The sequence below is a fragment of the Saccharothrix obliqua genome, from assembly GCF_019375475.1.
In the GTDB taxonomy this organism is placed as follows: Bacteria; Actinomycetota; Actinomycetes; order Mycobacteriales; family Pseudonocardiaceae; genus Actinosynnema; species Actinosynnema obliqua.
Genome location: NZ_JAHXGQ010000013.1, coordinates 19,246 through 35,345, shown reverse-complemented (window position 1 = coordinate 35,345; position 16,100 = coordinate 19,246). Strand labels below are relative to the sequence as shown.

The window sequence follows — 16,100 nt, the reverse complement described above, 5'->3', positions numbered from 1 at the left end:
GCCGGGTGGCGAGGAAGAACGTGCGGCCGTGCCGGGCGTTCAGCTCGCGACACCGGGCGTAGGCCGCGGCGAGTTCGGTCACGTGTACCTGCTGGACAGCTTCAACGGGTCGGGCTTGACCAGCGACACGCACGCCAACGCGGACACGGCCACGGTGAGCACCAGGTAGCCCCACGAGTACAGGGCCGTGTCACCGTCGGGGAACGTCACCAGTAGCAGCCACGTGGAGAAGAACGCCGTCGCCTGGAGGCCCTTGTCGGTCCACGCCAGGCCCGCGCCGAGCACCAGCGCCCAGCTGAAGTACCAGGGCAGCGTGGCGGGCGACAGGAGCGCCACGGCCAGCATGGTGATCGCCGCGCGGCGCATGGCCTCGGGACCGCCGTCGTCGGCCGCCCGCCACTGCCGCCACGCGATGAACACCAGCAGCAACGAGCCGAGCCCGCGCGCCACGGTCATGAACGCACCCGGCTCGACGTGCACGAACAGGTCGACCACGGTGTACGCGAAATCGCCGACCGCGCTGGGCAGCGACAGCCAGTTCACGATGGTCGAGGACGAGCTGAGCGCCGGTATCCAGCCGAGGTCGAGCCCGGACACCAGGGTGGTGGCCGCGAACACCACCACGAACGCGGCCAGGCCGCCCGCGATGGCCTTGACCAGCTGCGCGGTGCGGCTGCCGGTCAGCCGCCGCGCCCACACCAGCACCAGGAAGGGCAACGCCACCACGGCGGTGGCCTTCACCGCGAACGCGAGCGTCACCAGGGCGATGCCGAGCACGTGCTTGCGGTCCAGGACGAGCAGGCACCCGGCCGCCATCAGCCCCACCATCAGCACGTCGTTGTGCGCGCCCCCGATGAGGTGGATCAGCATCAGCGGGTTCGCGCCCGCGAGCCACAGGGCCACGGCGGGCCGCCCGCCGAGGTGCCGGGAGAGGCCGGGCAGCGCCCAGCACAGCAGCGCGAGCCCGGCGACGAGCACCAGCCGCATGAGGACCACGCCGCCGATCACGCCGGCGTTGGTCGCCCACACGACGCCCATCGCGAGCAGCATGAAGAACGGCCCGTACGGCGCGGGCGTGTTCTGCCACACCCAGCTCACGTTGTCCGACAGCTGGCTTTGGAGCACCGCCGGACCCACGCGGTACGGGTCCAGGCCGTTGAGCGCGAGCTGGCCCTGGGCCAGGTAGCTGTAGATGTCCTTGCTGAACAGCGGTGGCGCGAACAGCAGCGGCAGCGTCCAGGCCACGATGGCGGTCAGCACGGCGTTGGCGCCGACGTGCCGGTTGCGCACCATGCGGCCGAGCCGGACCCACGCCCAGATCACCATGCCGAGCCCGATGTACAGCACGGCGGTGGCCAAGTCGTGGCCGTGGCCGTACCGGATCCAGCTCAGCGAGGTGTCCGCGAGCAGCGGGTCGCGCTTGAGGACGGCGCCCGCACCCGTGCCGCCGAGCGCCACGAGCATGACGCCCGCGACGCCGAGCAGGATGGTGCGGACGGGGATGCCACCGGGATCCGGCGGCTGGGTAGCACCGGACCGCACCGGCTCGACAGGTGCGGCGCTCGATCTGGGTAGGGACGGGGTCGCGGCCATCGCGGCAACATCGTCGCACAACGCGAGCGCGCGTCGGCACGCTATGGCGGAGACGCGCGACGCCCTCGGGACACCTCGACGGATCCTCGCATGGGGCGGCCACCCGGGCGAGTGACCAGTTGGAGTATTCCGACGTGCGGGAATGCCCGTGCGGGCACCGGGAGGGGTGCCCCGCACGGGGGGTGGCGGGTGTCGCCGGTCACCCCGCGTCGGTCAGCGCGGGCTCTGCGCCCGCGGTCGGACGGCCGGTCGCCGCCACGCCGCGCCGACGTGTCCCGTGACGCGTTGCGCCGCGAGCTTCCCGGAGATCAGCACCGGCGGCACGCCCACGCCCGGCGTGGTGCCGCAGCCCGCCAGCACGGCGTTGTCGAGCACCAGGTTGCGCGGCCGGAACGGGCCGGTCTGGGCGAACGTGTGCGCGACCGAGAACGGGGTGCCCGCGGCGAGGCCCATCGCGGCCCAGTCCTTCGGCGTGACCAGCGACTCCACCTCGATCGAGTCGCCGAACCCGGTCAGGCCGCGTGCCTGGAGGACCTGCACGACCTCGTCCCGGTAGGCGGGGCCGACGCGGTCCCAGTCGATCGCGCCGACCCGCAGGTTCGGTGTCGGCGCGAGCACGAACATCCCGCGTCCCGGCGGGCTGGTGACCAGGAGCGACGGGTCGCTCATCAACGTGCCCCGGCGGGTCAGCTCGTCGAACGTGCGGTCCCACGCGCCGCCGAAGAACAGCGTGTGGTGCGCGAGTTCCGGCCACGTCCGGTCCACCCCGGCGTGCAGCACGGCCGCCGACGGCGCCCAGGTGAGCGGCACCGGGCGGCGCGGGCGGTGGCCGAGCAGCCGGTACGACATGGGCAGGTCGGGCGTCAGGACCACGGCGTCGCACGGGATGCGCTCGCCCTGCGCGGTGCGCACGGCCGTCACCCGGCGGCCGATCCGCTCCAGCCACGCGACCTTCGTCCGGTAACGCAGCTCCGCGCCCGCGTCCCGGGCGGCGTCCGCCAACGCGTCCGGCAACGCGCGCATCCCGCCGCGTGGGTAGTACACGCCCGCGATGGTGTCCATGTACGCGATGACGGCGTACGCGGCGAGCGCCCGGCGTGGCGACACACCCGCGTAGAGCGACTGGAACGAGAACACGCGTTGCAGGCGCTCGTCCTTCAGGAACCGCGCCACGGACGGTCCCAGCCGCGCGAACCCGCGCAGCCCCGCCAGGCGGGCCAGCTGCGGCGTGAGCAGGCTCAGCGGCGAGTCGAAGTTCGCGCCGATGAACGCGTCGCGCTCGACCCGGTACAGCTCCGTCAGCCACGACCGCAGCGCCCGGTACCCGGCGGCCTCGGCGGGTCCGGCGAACCGCCGCACCTCCGCCTCCATCGCGTCGCCGTCGGCGTGCACGTCCAGCACGGAGCCGTCGGCGAACCGCGCCCGGTAGGCGGGTGTCACGGGGAGCAGGTCCAGCCGGTCGGCCAGGCTCTCGCCGACCGCGTTCAGGGCCTCCTCGACCAGTTCCGGCATGGTGAGCACGGTGGGGCCGGTGTCGAACCGGTAGCCGCCGAGGTCGAGCCGCCCGGCCCGGCCGCCGGGCACGTCGTCGCGCTCGACCACGGTCACGCGCCTGCCCGCGCCGAGCAGGTGCAGCGCGGCGGACAGGCCCGCCAGTCCCGCGCCGACCACGACCACGTGGTCCGTGCGGCCGGTGACGGTGCGCATCGTCAGTAGGTCCGTTTCGTGGCGCTGATCGCGAGTTCCGCCAGCCGCTCACCGGCCGGTTCGGCGATCGGGGCCCGCGCCAGCGCCGTCAGCGCGGACTGGGTGAGTTCGGCGATGCGCCGCTCGACCGCGTCCACCGCCCCGACCTCCACCAGTCTGGCCCGGATCTCGTCCACGGTGTCGACGTCGAGGTCCGGGCGGCCCAACGCGTCGTGCAGCACGTCCGCGCCGTACTCCACGCCCAGCGCCACGAGCAGCGTCCGCTTGCCCTCCCGCAGGTCGTCGCCCGCGGGCTTGCCGGTCACCGCCGGGTCGCCGAACACGCCGAGCAGGTCGTCCCGGAGCTGGAACGCCACCCCGATGTCCGTGCCGAACGCACGCAGGCCGGCGACCAGCTCCGGCGGCGCGTCGCCGATCGCCGCGCCCATGTGCAGCGGGCGCTCCACGGTGTACGCGGCGGTCTTCAGCCGGTCGATGCGCAACGCGGCGTCCGGAGAGGAGTCACCGCGTGCCTGCGTGAGCACGTCCAGGTACTGGCCCGCGAGCATCTCGGTGCGCATGTCCCGCCACGGCAGGCTCAACCGCTGCAACGCGTCCTTGGGCAGCCCCGCCGCGAACAGCATGTCGTCGGCCCAGGCCAGCGCGACGTCACCGATCAGCACGGCCGCCGCGAGCCCGAACCGCTCGGCCTCGCCGAGCCAGCCCTCGTCGCGGTGCTTCTTGCCGAACCGGATGTGCACCGTGGGCATGCCCCGGCGGGTCTCGGAGGCGTCCATCAGGTCGTCGTGGATCAGCGCGCACGCCTGGATCAGCTCCAGCGAGCTGACCGCCGTGAGCACGGGCCCGGCCAGGTCGCCGCCCGGGTCGCCGCCCGCCGCCCGCCAGCCCCACCACGCGAACGTCGGCCGGATCCGCTTGCCGCCGCCGAGGACGAAGTCGGCGAGCCCGTCCACCACGTCGGTGAAGTTCGACTCCATGCGCGCGCCCAGCGTGCGGCGGTCGGCGAGGTAGTCGGCGAGCGCTGCGTCGACGTGCTTGGGCAGTTCCTGGTCCAACGGGTGGGGCGGCACCCGTCTATGGTCACCTCTGCCCGGAACGCCCGCCCAACCGGGGGCCGCTTCCACGAAGTGAACCGGGCCTCCCGAAGGCCGGCACGGGCACTACGCTGGAGGGCATGACTTCGGTCGTCGAACGCCTCAACGGCGGCAACTCGGGGTTCTCCGTGGAGTTCTTCCCGCCGCGCGACGCCGCGGACGAGCAGGTCCTGTGGCGGGCGATCCGCGAGCTGGAGCCCCTCGACCCGGCGTTCGTGTCGATCACGTACGGCGCGGGCGGGTCGTCGCGCGACCGCACCATCCGCACCACCGGCCGCGTGGCCCAAGAGACGACCCTGGTGCCGATGGCGCACCTCACGGCCGTGGAGCACTCGGTGGCCGAGCTGCGGAACGTGATCGGCTGGTACGCGGCGGTCGGCGTGCGCAACATCCTGGCCGTGCGGGGCGACCCGCCGGGCGACCCGAACGGCGAGTGGGTGGCGCACCCGTCCGGGCTGACCTACGCCGAGGAACTGGTGCGGCTGTGCCGGGAGCTGGGCGACTTCTGCGTGGGCGTGGCGGCGTTCCCGTACGGGCACCCGCGGTCGGCGGACCTGGACGAGGACACCCGGCACCTGGTGCGCAAGCTGCGCGCGGGCGCGGACTTCGCGATCGCGCAGCTGTTCTTCGAGGCGGAGGACTTCCTGCGGCTGCGGGACCGGGTGGCCGCGCAGGGCTGCGATGCCGTGCTGCTGCCCGGCCTGATGCCGCTGACCACGCCCCGCACCCTGGTGAAGACGATCGAGCTGTCCGGCGCGCCGGTGCCCGCCTCGGTCGCGCGTCGGCTCGACCCGTACGCGGACGACGCGGCGGGTTTCCGGAAGGCGGGCGTCGACCTGGTCACCGAGCTGGGCGAGCGGCTGCTCGCGGAGGGCGTGCCGAGCCTGCACTTCTACACGCTCAACCGGTCCAAGGCGACCCGCGAGGTGGTGTCCCGCCTGGGCCTGGTGCCGGTGCGCGCGTGACGCCCGGCGGGGCCGCCCCCTGGTCGGCCCCGCCCCGCGGTCAGCCCAAGCGCAGTTCGGTGGCCGAGTCCATGGTCACGCCGATCCGGTTGAAGGCGTTGATCGCGATGATCTCCGCGAGCAGGCCGGCGACCTGCCGCTCGTCGAACGTCGCGGTCACCCTCTCCCACAGCTCGTCCGGCACGCCGTGCTCGCCGAGCCGGGTCACGGCGTCGGTGAACTCCAGCGCGACGCGCTCCTCGGCGCTGAAGAAGTGGGACTCACGCCACACCGCCACCGCGAGCAGGCGACGGGTGTCCTCACCCGCCTTGATCGAGTCGGTGGAGTGCAGGTCCACGCAGTAGGCGCAGTTGTTCAGCACCGACGCGCGCAGCTTGACCAGGTCGGCCAGCCGGCGGTCGATGCGCTCGTGGGCGAAGGCGTCGAGCGCGACCAGGTGCCGGTACACCTCGGGCGCCACGGCGGCGAAGTTCATCCTCATGCCCGGTGGACGGGGCGGCCCGCCGGGTTGTGACGTGGTTCAGGCCACGAGGCTGCGGCGGTGCGCCACGACCGCGAGCACCAGGACGATCAGCGCCGCCGTGCCGGTCAACCCCGCCACCAGCATCGTCCAGGCGAAGTAGGCGGGTGAGTTCTCGCCCGCGTAACGCAGGGTCGCGGTGAGCATCGACGCCTGGCCGGGCTTGGGCGACCACGCGATGGTGTTCCGCTCCTCCTCCCGGCCGTTGGTGTTGACCAGCTCGCCCGGGAAGCTGATCTTCACCTGGATGTCGGCGCGGTCGGCGGGCACCTGCGTGAGGTCCACGGAGCCGGACAGCGTCACCAGGTCGCCGGACCGCCGGAAGGTGAGCTGGTAGCGGCTGGACGTGGTGCTCGTGGCGGCGGACAGGGCCCGCACTTCCTCGAACGTCAGGCTGTTGAAGAACAGCTGCGTGCCCGTGTAGTTGTCCACCTTGTACGCCTTGGCGGTGACGCGCCCGGCCAGCTCGTTCGGGATCTTGAGCTGCGGGCCCGGGTCGTTGTCCTGCGTGGGCGGTGTGGCGGCGATGACCTCGCCGGACACGCGGTCGTCGGGCGACAGCGCCATGGCGGCGTGCAGCCGGACGCAGCCCGTCAGCGTGAACACCGCGAGGAGCAGGACGGGCAGGAGGAGCGCTGTGGCCCTGGGCACGCGGTCATCCTGCCGGCCGGGTCAAAAGTTGACCGGGCGACAGGATCGTGAGCCTCGCTAAATACCTGTCGGCGGCCGGCGACCCGGAGGTAACGTCGCGGCCATGGCAACCTCTCCGGCCGGCGTGCACGGCATCAGCAACCAGTTCGTAGCCGACTACGCGGCGGCAGACCCGCTGACCGCGACCTTCCTCGGTACCCCCGGCCACGACGACGAGCTGACCGACTACTCGCCGGAGGGGCACCGCGCCCGCAAGGAGCTGTCCCGGCGCGCGCTCGCCGACATCACCGCCGCCGAGCCCGCCGACGCGTCCGAGGCCGCCGCGAAGTCGGTGTTCCAGGAGCGGGTCGGGCTGGAGGTGGAGATCCACGAGGCGGGTCTCCAGGAGGGCGCGCTCAACGTCATCGCCAGCCCCGTGCAGAGCCTGCGCGAGGTGTTCGACCTCATGCCGACCGACACCCCCGAGCAGTGGGCGACCATCGCCAAGCGCCTCGCGGCCATGCCGGACGCCGTGGCGAACCTGCGCGCGGGCCTCGCCCACGCGGCGGACCGGGGCCGGGTGTCCGCGCTGCGCCAGGTGCGCAAGGTCGCCGAGCAGTGCGACACGTGGTCCGGGCGCACGGGCGGCAAGTCCTACTTCGCCTCGCTGGTCGAGGGCGCCCGGGTCGACTCCGCGCTGCGCACCGACCTGGAGACGGGCGCGAAGGCCGCCGCCGAGGCGTACGCCGACCTGGCGGTGTTCCTGCGTGACGACCTCGCGCCGAAGGCGCCCGCGAAGGACGCCGTCGGCGAGGACGTCTACCGCCTGTGGTCCCGCTACTTCACCGGCGCGCGGCTCGACCTCGCCGAGGCGTACGAGTGGGGCTGGGCCGAGTTCACCCGCATCGAGACCGAGATGAAGCAGGTGGCGAACCGGATCAAGCCGGGTTCGACGCTCGCCGAGGCCGCCGCCGCGCTCGACGCCGACCCGCGGTACCTGGTGCACGGCCAGGACCGGTTCCAGGCGTGGATGCAGGAGCTGTCCGACAAGGCGTTGCTGGACCTGCGGGACGTGCACTTCGAGCTGCCCGACGAGCTGATGCGGCTGGAGTGCCGCATCGCGCCGCCCGGCGGTGGCGTCGGCGCGTACTACACCGGGCCCACCCCGGACTTCTCCCGCCCCGGCCGCATGTGGTGGTCGGTGCTCGCGGACAAGACCGAGTTCTCCACGTGGCGTGAACTCACGACCGTCTACCACGAGGGCGTGCCGGGCCACCACCTCCAGGTCGCGACCGCCGTCCACCAGGCCGGGAAGCTCAACGACTTCCAGCGCCTGATGTGCTGGGTGTCCGGCCACGGCGAGGGCTGGGCGCTGTACGCCGAGCGCCTGATGCGCGAACTCGGCTACCTGGAGGACGACGGCGACCTGCTCGGGATGCTCGACGCGCACCTGTTCCGCGCGGCCCGCGTGATCATCGACATCGGCATGCACCTGGAGCTGGAGATCCCGCGCGGCACGGGTTTCCACGAGGGCGAGCGCTGGACGCCCGAGCTGGGCCTGGAGTTCATGCTCACCCGCACCATCACCGAAGCGGCACACGTGCACGACGAGATCGACCGCTACCTGGGCTGGCCCGGCCAGGCCCCGTCGTACAAGATCGGCGAGCGGCTGTGGCTGGCGGCCCGCGACGAGGCCCGCGCCCGGCACGGCGACGCGTTCGACCTCAAGAAGTTCCACAAGGACGCGCTGGAGATGGGCGCGATGGGCCTGGACACGCTGCGGGAGCGCCTCGCCGCCCTCTGATCCGCCCTTTGGGGAACCATTGGTGAACAAAACCCCGGTGACCGCCTTAACGGCGGCGTCACCGGGGTTTCTGTTGCATATGCTGCGGGCACCGAGGAGGGGGCACTCATGGCGAGACGTCTCAGACGCACCGCGGCGGTCGTGATCGCGGTCGGCGCGTTACTGGCGGGGGCGGTCCCGGCCCAGGCGCAGGACGAGGTCGCCGACCCGGCGCAGTGGCGGATCCGGCAGGAGATCGTCGACTACGCCTTCAGCCAGGTCGGCGCGAAGGAGAACGGGCCCAACGGCTACCCGCAGCGCTACCAGGACGTCGACCCGGACGTGCGTCGGCCCGTCGAGTGGTGCGGCGTGTTCGTGAACTGGGCCTGGACGAAGGCGGGCGTGCCGGAGCGGCCGTCGATGCGCGCGGTGGACGGCGCTCCCGGCGTGGACCAGGGGCACTGGGCGACGTACTGGCAGAAGTGGGGCCAGGCCAACGGCCGCTGGAAGCCGATCGCGGACCGGGACGTGGAGATGGGCGACGCCGTCGTGTACGGCAACTACCCGTCGATGTACGCGCACGTCGGTGTCGTGGTCGAGGTCAACTACGACCGCACCGGGCTGAAGGCCACCCACGTCCGCACCGTCGAGGGCAACGTGAGCGACCGCGTCGTGTACTCGAAGTGGCGCAAGCTGTCCGACCTGAACGCGGGCCCGGGACTCCGGGCCACCGGTTTCGTCTCGCCGTTCTGAGACGCGGGGGCGGCCCCGGACCGGGGTCGCCCCCGCGGTTCCTCAGTCCAGCGGCAGGCTGCGGCCCAGCACCGCGAACGGGCGCGGGTCGCCGGTGAACTGGTAGTGGCGCAGGACGTCCACGAAACCCAGCCGCCGGTACAGCCGCCACGCCTTGCTCGGGCCCTCCGGCGTCGACAGCAGCACCCGCGACGTCGGCACACCCGCCAGCAGGTCCCGCAGCACGCCCTCGCCGATGCCCCGGCCCTGCGCGCCCGGCAGCACGTGCAGCTCGGTCAGCTCGAAGTAGTCGTGCATCCACTCCTCGACCGCGCCCGGTCCGGACACCGCGGTGAGGCCGTGCCGCACCTGCTCGTGCCACCACTGGCCGGTCGAACCCCGGTAGCCGTAACCGATGCCGATGAGTTCGTCGTGCTCGCCGAGCGCCACGACGCAGCGCCAGCCGTCACGCAGCATGTGCGCCAACCACATCGGCGCGCGCTGCTCCGCCGTGCCCGGCGGGTAGTTCATCGCGCTGACGTAGAGCGCCAACGCCTCGCCGAGCCGGGAGTTCAGCTCCCGCGCGGAGAACTCGACCAGCCGCCGCGACGGCGCGGCGGTCATCGCGCGACCTTCGCCGGCGTGCCACCGGTCAGGTCGACGAGGCCCGCGTAGGTCGTCGGGAACACGGCGTGCGGGTGCCCGGCCGCGGCCCACACCACCTCGTACCGCTCCAGGTCGACGTCCACGAACGTGCGGATCGGCGCGGGGTGGGCGACGGGCGACACGCCGCCGATCACCTGTCCGGTGTGCTGCCGCACGAAATCCGGCCGGGCCCGCTCGACCCGCTCGACCCCCGCGAGTTCGGCCAGCAGGTCCGTGTCGGCGCGGTGCGCGCCCGACGTGAGGACGAGCAGCGGCGTGGTGCCGCCCGCGTCGACGGCCGCGAACACCAGGCTGTTCGCGATGGCCCCGACGGGCACGTCGACCGCTTGCGCGGCCTCGGCGGCGGTGCGGACGGCGTCGGCCAGGACGCGGATGCCGTCCGCCGCTTCGGGGTGGCCGGCCTCGGCGAGGGCCGCCGCGACCTTGCGGATGCCGGGGTGGTCGAGTGCGCTCACCCGTTCATGAGACCACGGCCGGCCGGGTTGAGGAGTGTCGGGTTCACGGGTTACGCTGGCCGGGCTCGAACACGTGTTCGAGCTATGCCTTGGTGGTGGGGCGGGGGAAGCGCCCCACCACCAAGTGCCGCCGTCTCCCCGCGGCGGTCGTCGCTGTCCCGACGCCGCGAGGAGGCCGCAGATGTCGACTTCCACCGACTTCCCCAGCACCCACCGGTTCCCGCCGCCCTCGTCGGCCGCCGCCCTGCTCGGTCAGGCCCGCGCGTGCGTGCGTGCAGCGGACCGCGCGGTGACGCCCGCCGACCGGTTCACCACCGCCTACCTCGCCGCCCTGCGTGCCGCCGGCGCGGTCCTCGCGCTGCGCGGCAGACCCGTCCGGGGTCGCGCCGAACCGACCAGCGCGTGGGCCCTGCTACCCGGGCTCGCGCCGGAACTGCGGGAGTGGGCCTGGTACTTCGCGTCCTGCTCGCCGGCCCGCGCCGCGCTGCGTATGGGCGCCGTCCGGCGGGTGGACCCGCGCAGCGCTGACGACCTGGTGCGCCAGGCGGGGCAGTTCACCGAGCTGGTCGACGGGATCGTGCGCGAGGGCGGGTCGTGAGCAGGGGACTGGTCGACTACCACCGGTTGGTCGAGACGGTGGCCGCCGAGGCCGAGGTGCTGGCGACGGCGGCGGAGGGTCAGCGGCCGGAGCGGCAGGTGCCCGCCTGCCCCGGGCTGAACCTGGGTGAGACGGCGCGGCACGTCGGCAGCACGTTCCGGATGGTCGCGGCGTGGGTGCGGGACGGTCGGCAGCCCACGACGTGGCAGCAGGACCCGGTGGCCGGCCAGACGCTGTCCGACTACGTGCGCGACGGCGTCGGTCCGCTGGTGGACGTGTTGTCCGAGCGCGCCGCCGACGACCCGTGCCAGACGTGGTGGCCGGCGGAGCGCACGTGCCGGTTCTGGGCACGCCGGCTCGCGCACGAGGCGACCGTGCACCGGATGGACGTGCAGTCGGCGGCGGGCCTGCCGCTGGACCCGGTGCCGGACGACGTGGCGGAGGACGGCGCGGACGAGGTGCTGACGCTGTGGCTGGGCCACCGCCTCGACGTGCTGGGCGTGCGCGGCACGCGGGAGGGCGCGGTCGCGATCCGCGCCGGCCGCCGGGCGTGGATCGCCCGCACCGGCCCGGAACCCGCCACCGCGTGGGAGGTGTCGCCGGAGGAGGCGGACTCGGCGGACGCGGACGTCGCCGGCTCGCCGATGGCGGTGTACCGCTGGCTGTGGGGTCGCATCCCGGACCGCGAGGTGACGACCAACGGCGACCACGACGCCATCGCGCAGCTGTGGGCGTTGCTGCGGCTGGCGACGAAGTAGCCGTCAGAGCACCAGGTCCGCGGTCGGGTGCAGGCCGTCGGCGGTGGCGGTCGCCAACCGGAACCGGGCCGTGCGACCGGAGATCTCCAGTTCCGCGACCGAGTTCCCGAAGTGCGGCCCGCTGATCCGCCGCCACGAGACCGGGTCGGGCGGCACGCCCACCCGGTCCGCCCAGCGGCGCAGCAGCCAGGCCAGCGGCTTGGACCACGACAGGCGGAACACCACGTGGAACGGGCGCGGCGGCGCGTTGTGCACCGGCGAGCAGACCAGTTGCAGCACCGAGGAACGAGTCGGCTCGGGGAACGCGGCACGCGCCGCGTAGCTGTGGTGCACGTCCCCGGACAGCACGCAGATCGTGGCGGGCGCGTCCGGCCCGTTGCCGACCCGGTGCAGCAGGCGCGCCAACCGCTCGAACGAGGCGCGGAACGCGGGCCAGTGCTCCAGGTCGCCGACCTGGCGGACGCGTTCCGCGATCCGGCCCACCACGCCGGGCCGGTCGGCGAGGCGTTCGTCCACGGACTGGAAGTGGCTCAAGGCGTGCGGCATCAGCCACGGCAGCGACGACCCGATCAGCAGGTGGTCGACGTCGCCCTGCGCGTTGCGCTCGATCCAGTCGAACTCCTCGTCGCCCACCATGAGCCGTTGCGGGCCGTCCAGGATGCGACCGCTGCGCGTGTCCACCACCAGCAGCCGCACGCGGCCGAAGTCCCGCCGGTAGCTCCACCGGGTCGACTTGCGGCCGTCCACCTCGCGGTCGGCTTCCTCGGCGAACTCCTCCAGCAGCGGTCGGACGTCGCCCTCGGCGGCGCGGACCCGGCCGAACAGCTCGTCCCGCGCGAGTTCCGCCGGACCGAGGTTGCCGATGTGCTGGTACACCCAGTACGACGCGAGCGCGGCCCGGATCCGCTGCCGCCACCACGGTTTGTCCGCCATCTCCGCGCGCCACACCCGCGACGTGTTCCAGTCGTCGCGCACGTCGTGGTCGTCGAAGATCATCGACGTCGGCAGCACCGACATCAGCCACCGGATCTCCGGGTCGGCCCAGGACTCGTGGTACAGCTCGGCGTACTCGCGGAACGACACCACCTCGCCCGCGGGCTCCGGGCGGCGCTCGGCGAGCCACCGCGCGACCCGCGGCGTCGGCTCGTCGGCGTACACCTGGTCGCCGAGCAGCAGCAGCGCGTCCGGCCACTCCTCCTCGGGCCGGTCCTTGAGCCGCTCGGCGAGCGCGTCCAACGCGTCCGGGCCGAGCCGGTCGTTCCCGTCGCCGCCCTTGGCCGCGCGGCAGGAGCCGAACACGATCCGCTCCACCGGCCCGGTGCGGATGCGGGGCGCGGGTAACGGCGAACCGGGCTCCGGCCACACCACCCGGCCGTCCAGCCGCACGTCGTACGGCGTGCTGGCGCCGGGCGCCAGGCCCTCCACGACGACCAGCGCGAAGTGCTGCTCGCCCGCCTGGAACGTCCTGGCGCGACCGCCCGCCACGGTGACCTCGCACGCCGCGTCCGTTTCCACCCACACGGTGGCCGACGTGCTGTCGACGTGCCGGAGCACCGGGCCGAGCACCAGTTCCGCCATGGGCGCAGACGTTACCGTCGAGGGATGGCAACGAGGTTGTACGACGTCGTGGTGGACGCGGCCGACCCGGCCGCGGCGGGTCGGTTCTGGTCGGCGCTGCTGGACCGGCCGCTGGTCGGGGAGGACCGGTACGTCGAGCTGTCGGACGTCGGGCTGGAGTTCGTGCCGGTGCCCGAACCGAAGGCGGTGAAGAACCGGGTGCACCTGGACCTCGCGTCGACCTCGCCCGCGCACCAGGCGGAACTGGTCGAGCGGGCGCGGGACCTGGGCGCGTCGCCGGTGGACATCGGCCAGGGTTCGGTGCCGTGGGTGGTGTTGGCGGACCCGGAGGGCAACGAGTTCTGCGTGTTGGAACCACGGGACGAGTACCGCGACACGGGGCCGTTGGCGGCGGTGGTGGTCGACGCGTTCGACCCGGGGCTGTTGGCGGGTTTCTGGGCGTCGGTGACGGGGTTGCCGGTGGAGCGGGAGCACGCGGACTACGCGTCGTTGCGCCGCGCGGGTGGGTTCTGGCTGGAGTTCGTGCGGGTCCGCGAGCCGAAGGTGGTGAAGAACCGGGTGCACCTGGACGTCGTGCCGCCGGCGGATGGCGACCTGCTGCTGGAGGTGGCGCGGCTGGAGGCGTGCGGCGCGGTGCGCGCGGACATCGGGCAGGGCATCGTGCCGTGGGTGGTGCTGGCCGACCCGGAGGGCAACGAGTTCTGCGTCCTGTCGCCGCGATGACCGGCGTGGTCGAGCTGGCCACCACGACACCCGGCCTGGCCCTGGTCGAGCTGACCGCCGCCGACGCCGCGGCCTACTACGCCGTCCTGGACCGCAATCGCGACCACCTCGGCCGGCACGGCGACTACCGGGACGAGGTCGCCGCGACCCCGGAGTGGGTGGCCGAGCACCTGGCCCGCCCCGTGCCGGACCGGTTCGGCATCCGCCTGCGGGGTCGCCTCGTCGGCCGGGTCGACCTGGTCCACGTCGACCCGCCCCGCTACGGCCTCGGCTACTGGCTCGACCGCGCCGCCACCGGGCGCGGCCACGCGACCGCCGCCTGCGCGGCCGTCATCGGGCACGCCCGCGCGGCCGGCGCCACCGACGTCTTCGCGGGGGTGACCCGGGGCAACGACCGCAGCGCCGCCGTGCTGCGCCGCCTCGGCTTCCGGCCGGTCGCCGAACTCCCCACCCACACCCGCTTCCACCTGCCGCTCGGTGCGGACAACGTCCGCGGTTGACCCTGGCCATGCGGTGTGACAGCCGTTACAGTCGCCGGTATGCAATATATCAGTCGGGCGCTCTACCGGGACCAGGCGTTGAGCGCGATCCGCGCCGCCATCCTGGACGGCGACCTCGCGCCCGGCACGCCGATCAAGGACGTCGAGCTGGCCGAACGGCTGGGGTTGTCCCGCACGCCGGTGCGTGAGGCGTTGGCCCGGCTCGCCGACGAAGGTCTGGTCGAGTCCAAGCCGCACAGCTACACGCGCGTCACCCCGTTGGACACCACGCCGGTGCGGGACGCCCACGCCGTCGTCCAGGCCATGCACGCCCTGGCGGCACGCCTGGCCGTGCCGCGCATGGGCGAGGCCGAACTGACGGCGATGCGCGCGGCCAACGACAGGTTCGCCACCGCGCTCGCGGCCGGCGACGTGGCGGCGGCGCTGGCGGCGGACGACGAGTTCCACGACGTCGCCGTGCGGGTCGCCGGGAACTTCGCCGTCACGGCGACGATCGAGCGGTACACGCCGCTGGTGCGGCGGTTGGAGCGGCTGCGGTTCGCCGCGCCGAGCGGACGGCACTCCGTGGTCGCGCACGACGGGATCGTCGCCGCGTGCGCGGCCGGGGACGCGGACCTCGCGGCCCGGCTCGTGGAGCGCAACTGGGCGACGTTGACGCGGGAGGAGAACTGATGGGGCTGGACCGGTACGCGCGATTCCCGTTGACCTTCGGGCCGTCGCCGGTGCACCCGCTGGAACGGCTCACCGCCCACCTCGGTGGCGCGGCGGTGTGGGCCAAGCGGGAGGACTGCAACTCGGGGCTCGCGTACGGCGGCAACAAGACGCGCAAGCTGGAGTACCTGGTGGCGGACGCGTTGGCGACGGGGTGCGACACGTTGGTGTCCATCGGCGGCGTGCAGTCCAACCACACCCGGCAGGTCGCCGCGGCGGCGGCGCGGGCCGGGCTGAAGTGCGTGCTGGTGCAGGAGAGCTGGGTGGACTGGCCGGACGCCGGGTACGACCGGGTCGGCAACATCCAGCTCAGCCGGTTGCTGGGCGCGGAGGTGCGGTTGGTGGCGGCCGGGTTCGGCATCGACGTGAAACCCGCGTGGGAGCAGGCGGTCGAGGAGGTCCGCGCGGCGGGCGGCAAACCGTACCCGATCCCGGCGGGCGCGTCCGACCACCCGTTGGGCGGACTGGGTTTCGCGGGCTGGGCGGCCGAGGTCGAGCGGCAGGAGGCGGAGCTGGGCGTCCGGTTCGACACCGTCGTGGTGTGCTCGGTGACCGGCAGCACGCAGGCCGGGATGGTGGCGGGCTTCGCCGGTGGCGGGCGGCGGGTGATCGGCGTCGACGCCTCGGCCGCGCCCGCCGCGACCCGGGCCAGGGTGGCCCGGATCGCCCGCGCCACCGGCGAACTGCTCGACGTCGAGGTGCGGGACGAGGACGTGGTGCTGGACGAGCGCTTCCACGAGGGCGTCTACGGCGTGCCGGGCGAGTCCACCGTGGACGCGATGAAGCTCGCCGCCCGCCTGGAGGGCATGATCACCGACCCGGTGTACGAGGGGAAGTCGTTGGCGGGCTTGGTGGAACTCGTGTCGTCGGGCGAGATCCCACGCGATTCGACCGTGCTGTACGCCCACCTCGGCGGCCAACCGGCCCTCAACGCCTACAGCGACCTCTTCGGCTGAGCACCGGCACCGCCCGGGGTGCCGCGGCCGTCGTCGAACGCCCGCGCCGGCACCGCCGCCCTGGTCGCGCCGGGCGGCGGTGCCCGAGGCCCTGCGCCGCCCCGCGTCCGCGTCGCTCGGCACCCGAACCC

The 16,100-nt window shown here is 73.5% G+C and carries 17 protein-coding genes; 9 read left to right on the top strand and 8 right to left on the bottom strand.

The genetic code is table 11. The features are described 5' to 3' along the window. Positions 1–78: 78 nt before the first annotated feature. From mptB to KZQ38_RS31080, 3 genes are all read right to left on the bottom strand, one after another. Positions 79–1,593, bottom strand: coding sequence for a polyprenol phosphomannose-dependent alpha 1,6 mannosyltransferase MptB (gene mptB, locus KZQ38_RS31090; protein ID WP_257902635.1), 1,515 nt, complete (start codon positions 1,591–1,593; stop codon positions 79–81). 213 nt (positions 1,594–1,806) lie between these two features. Next, the gene (gene crtI / locus KZQ38_RS31085) at positions 1,807–3,300 is read right to left on the bottom strand and encodes a phytoene desaturase family protein (protein ID WP_219447193.1); all 1,494 of its coding nucleotides are present in this window, start codon (positions 3,298–3,300) and stop codon (positions 1,807–1,809) included. A 2-nt stretch (positions 3,301–3,302) separates the two neighbouring features. Then, a complete protein-coding gene (locus KZQ38_RS31080; protein ID WP_219447192.1) occupies positions 3,303–4,370 on the bottom strand; it encodes a polyprenyl synthetase family protein in 1,068 nt (355 codons plus the stop codon). 104 nt (positions 4,371–4,474) lie between these two features. On the opposite strand from KZQ38_RS31080, the gene KZQ38_RS31075 reads away from it, so the two are divergent. Next, positions 4,475–5,359 (top strand): methylenetetrahydrofolate reductase, encoded by an 885-nt coding sequence (locus tag KZQ38_RS31075; protein WP_219447191.1) that lies wholly within the window; start codon positions 4,475–4,477, stop codon positions 5,357–5,359. 40 nt (positions 5,360–5,399) lie between these two features. Here KZQ38_RS31075 and KZQ38_RS31070 read toward each other — a convergent pair whose 3' ends face one another. After that, entirely contained in the window at positions 5,400–5,840 is a 441-nt protein-coding gene (locus tag KZQ38_RS31070; RefSeq protein ID WP_257902634.1) for a carboxymuconolactone decarboxylase family protein, read from the bottom strand. Positions 5,841–5,879: 39 nt separating this feature from the next. Beyond that, positions 5,880–6,530 carry a DUF3153 domain-containing protein gene (locus KZQ38_RS31065; RefSeq protein ID WP_219447190.1) on the bottom strand — a complete coding sequence of 217 codons (651 nt, stop codon included), beginning with the start codon at positions 6,528–6,530 and terminating at the stop codon, positions 5,880–5,882. Positions 6,531–6,633: 103 nt separating this feature from the next. Between KZQ38_RS31065 and KZQ38_RS31060 the strand changes: the two genes are divergently transcribed. Beyond that, positions 6,634–8,313, top strand: a complete 1,680-nt coding sequence (locus KZQ38_RS31060; RefSeq protein WP_219447189.1) for a DUF885 domain-containing protein — start codon at positions 6,634–6,636, stop codon at positions 8,311–8,313. A gap of 108 nt (positions 8,314–8,421) precedes the next feature. After that, entirely contained in the window at positions 8,422–9,045 is a 624-nt protein-coding gene (locus KZQ38_RS31055; RefSeq protein ID WP_219447188.1) for a CHAP domain-containing protein, read from the top strand. Between the two features lie 42 nt (positions 9,046–9,087). On the opposite strand, the gene KZQ38_RS31050 is transcribed toward KZQ38_RS31055, so the two are convergent. Together KZQ38_RS31050 and KZQ38_RS31045 are read right to left on the bottom strand one after the other, a co-directional pair. Continuing rightward, the gene (locus tag KZQ38_RS31050; protein ID WP_219447187.1) at positions 9,088–9,648 is read right to left on the bottom strand and encodes a GNAT family N-acetyltransferase; all 561 of its coding nucleotides are present in this window, start codon (positions 9,646–9,648) and stop codon (positions 9,088–9,090) included. Then, the gene (locus tag KZQ38_RS31045; RefSeq protein WP_219447186.1) at positions 9,645–10,145 is read right to left on the bottom strand and encodes a YbaK/EbsC family protein; all 501 of its coding nucleotides are present in this window, start codon (positions 10,143–10,145) and stop codon (positions 9,645–9,647) included. Before KZQ38_RS31045 ends, KZQ38_RS31050 begins: the two co-directional genes overlap by 4 nt. 181 nt (positions 10,146–10,326) lie before the next feature. On the opposite strand from KZQ38_RS31045, the gene KZQ38_RS31040 reads away from it, so the two are divergent. Together KZQ38_RS31040 and KZQ38_RS31035 are read left to right on the top strand one after the other, a co-directional pair. Then, positions 10,327–10,743: an SAV_6107 family HEPN domain-containing protein gene (locus tag KZQ38_RS31040; RefSeq protein WP_219447185.1), complete on the top strand. Its 417-nt coding sequence runs from the start codon at positions 10,327–10,329 to the stop codon at positions 10,741–10,743. Then, positions 10,740–11,501, top strand: a complete 762-nt coding sequence (locus KZQ38_RS31035; protein ID WP_219447183.1) for a maleylpyruvate isomerase N-terminal domain-containing protein — start codon at positions 10,740–10,742, stop codon at positions 11,499–11,501. Before KZQ38_RS31040 ends, KZQ38_RS31035 begins: the two co-directional genes overlap by 4 nt. Before the next feature lie 3 nt (positions 11,502–11,504). On the opposite strand, the gene KZQ38_RS31030 is transcribed toward KZQ38_RS31035, so the two are convergent. Beyond that, on the bottom strand, positions 11,505–13,079 hold the full coding sequence (locus tag KZQ38_RS31030) for an alkaline phosphatase D family protein (RefSeq protein WP_219447181.1): 1,575 nt from the start codon (positions 13,077–13,079) through the stop codon (positions 11,505–11,507). Positions 13,080–13,103: 24 nt separating this feature from the next. Between KZQ38_RS31030 and KZQ38_RS31025 the strand changes: the two genes are divergently transcribed. Genes KZQ38_RS31025 through KZQ38_RS31010 form a run of 4 tightly spaced genes read left to right on the top strand, consistent with a single transcriptional unit; the run spans position 13,104 to position 15,969 of the window. Continuing rightward, positions 13,104–13,802 carry a VOC family protein gene (locus tag KZQ38_RS31025; protein ID WP_219447179.1) on the top strand — a complete coding sequence of 233 codons (699 nt, stop codon included), beginning with the start codon at positions 13,104–13,106 and terminating at the stop codon, positions 13,800–13,802. Beyond that, entirely contained in the window at positions 13,799–14,302 is a 504-nt protein-coding gene (locus KZQ38_RS31020) for a GNAT family N-acetyltransferase (protein WP_219447177.1), read from the top strand. The genes KZQ38_RS31025 and KZQ38_RS31020 overlap by 4 nt, the downstream gene beginning before the upstream one ends. A 39-nt stretch (positions 14,303–14,341) precedes the next feature. Beyond that, positions 14,342–14,974, top strand: coding sequence for a GntR family transcriptional regulator (locus tag KZQ38_RS31015; protein ID WP_219447175.1), 633 nt, complete (start codon positions 14,342–14,344; stop codon positions 14,972–14,974). Further along, positions 14,974–15,969 carry a 1-aminocyclopropane-1-carboxylate deaminase gene (locus KZQ38_RS31010; protein WP_219447173.1) on the top strand — a complete coding sequence of 332 codons (996 nt, stop codon included), beginning with the start codon at positions 14,974–14,976 and terminating at the stop codon, positions 15,967–15,969. The genes KZQ38_RS31015 and KZQ38_RS31010 overlap by 1 nt, the downstream gene beginning before the upstream one ends. Positions 15,970–16,100 lie beyond the last annotated feature (131 nt).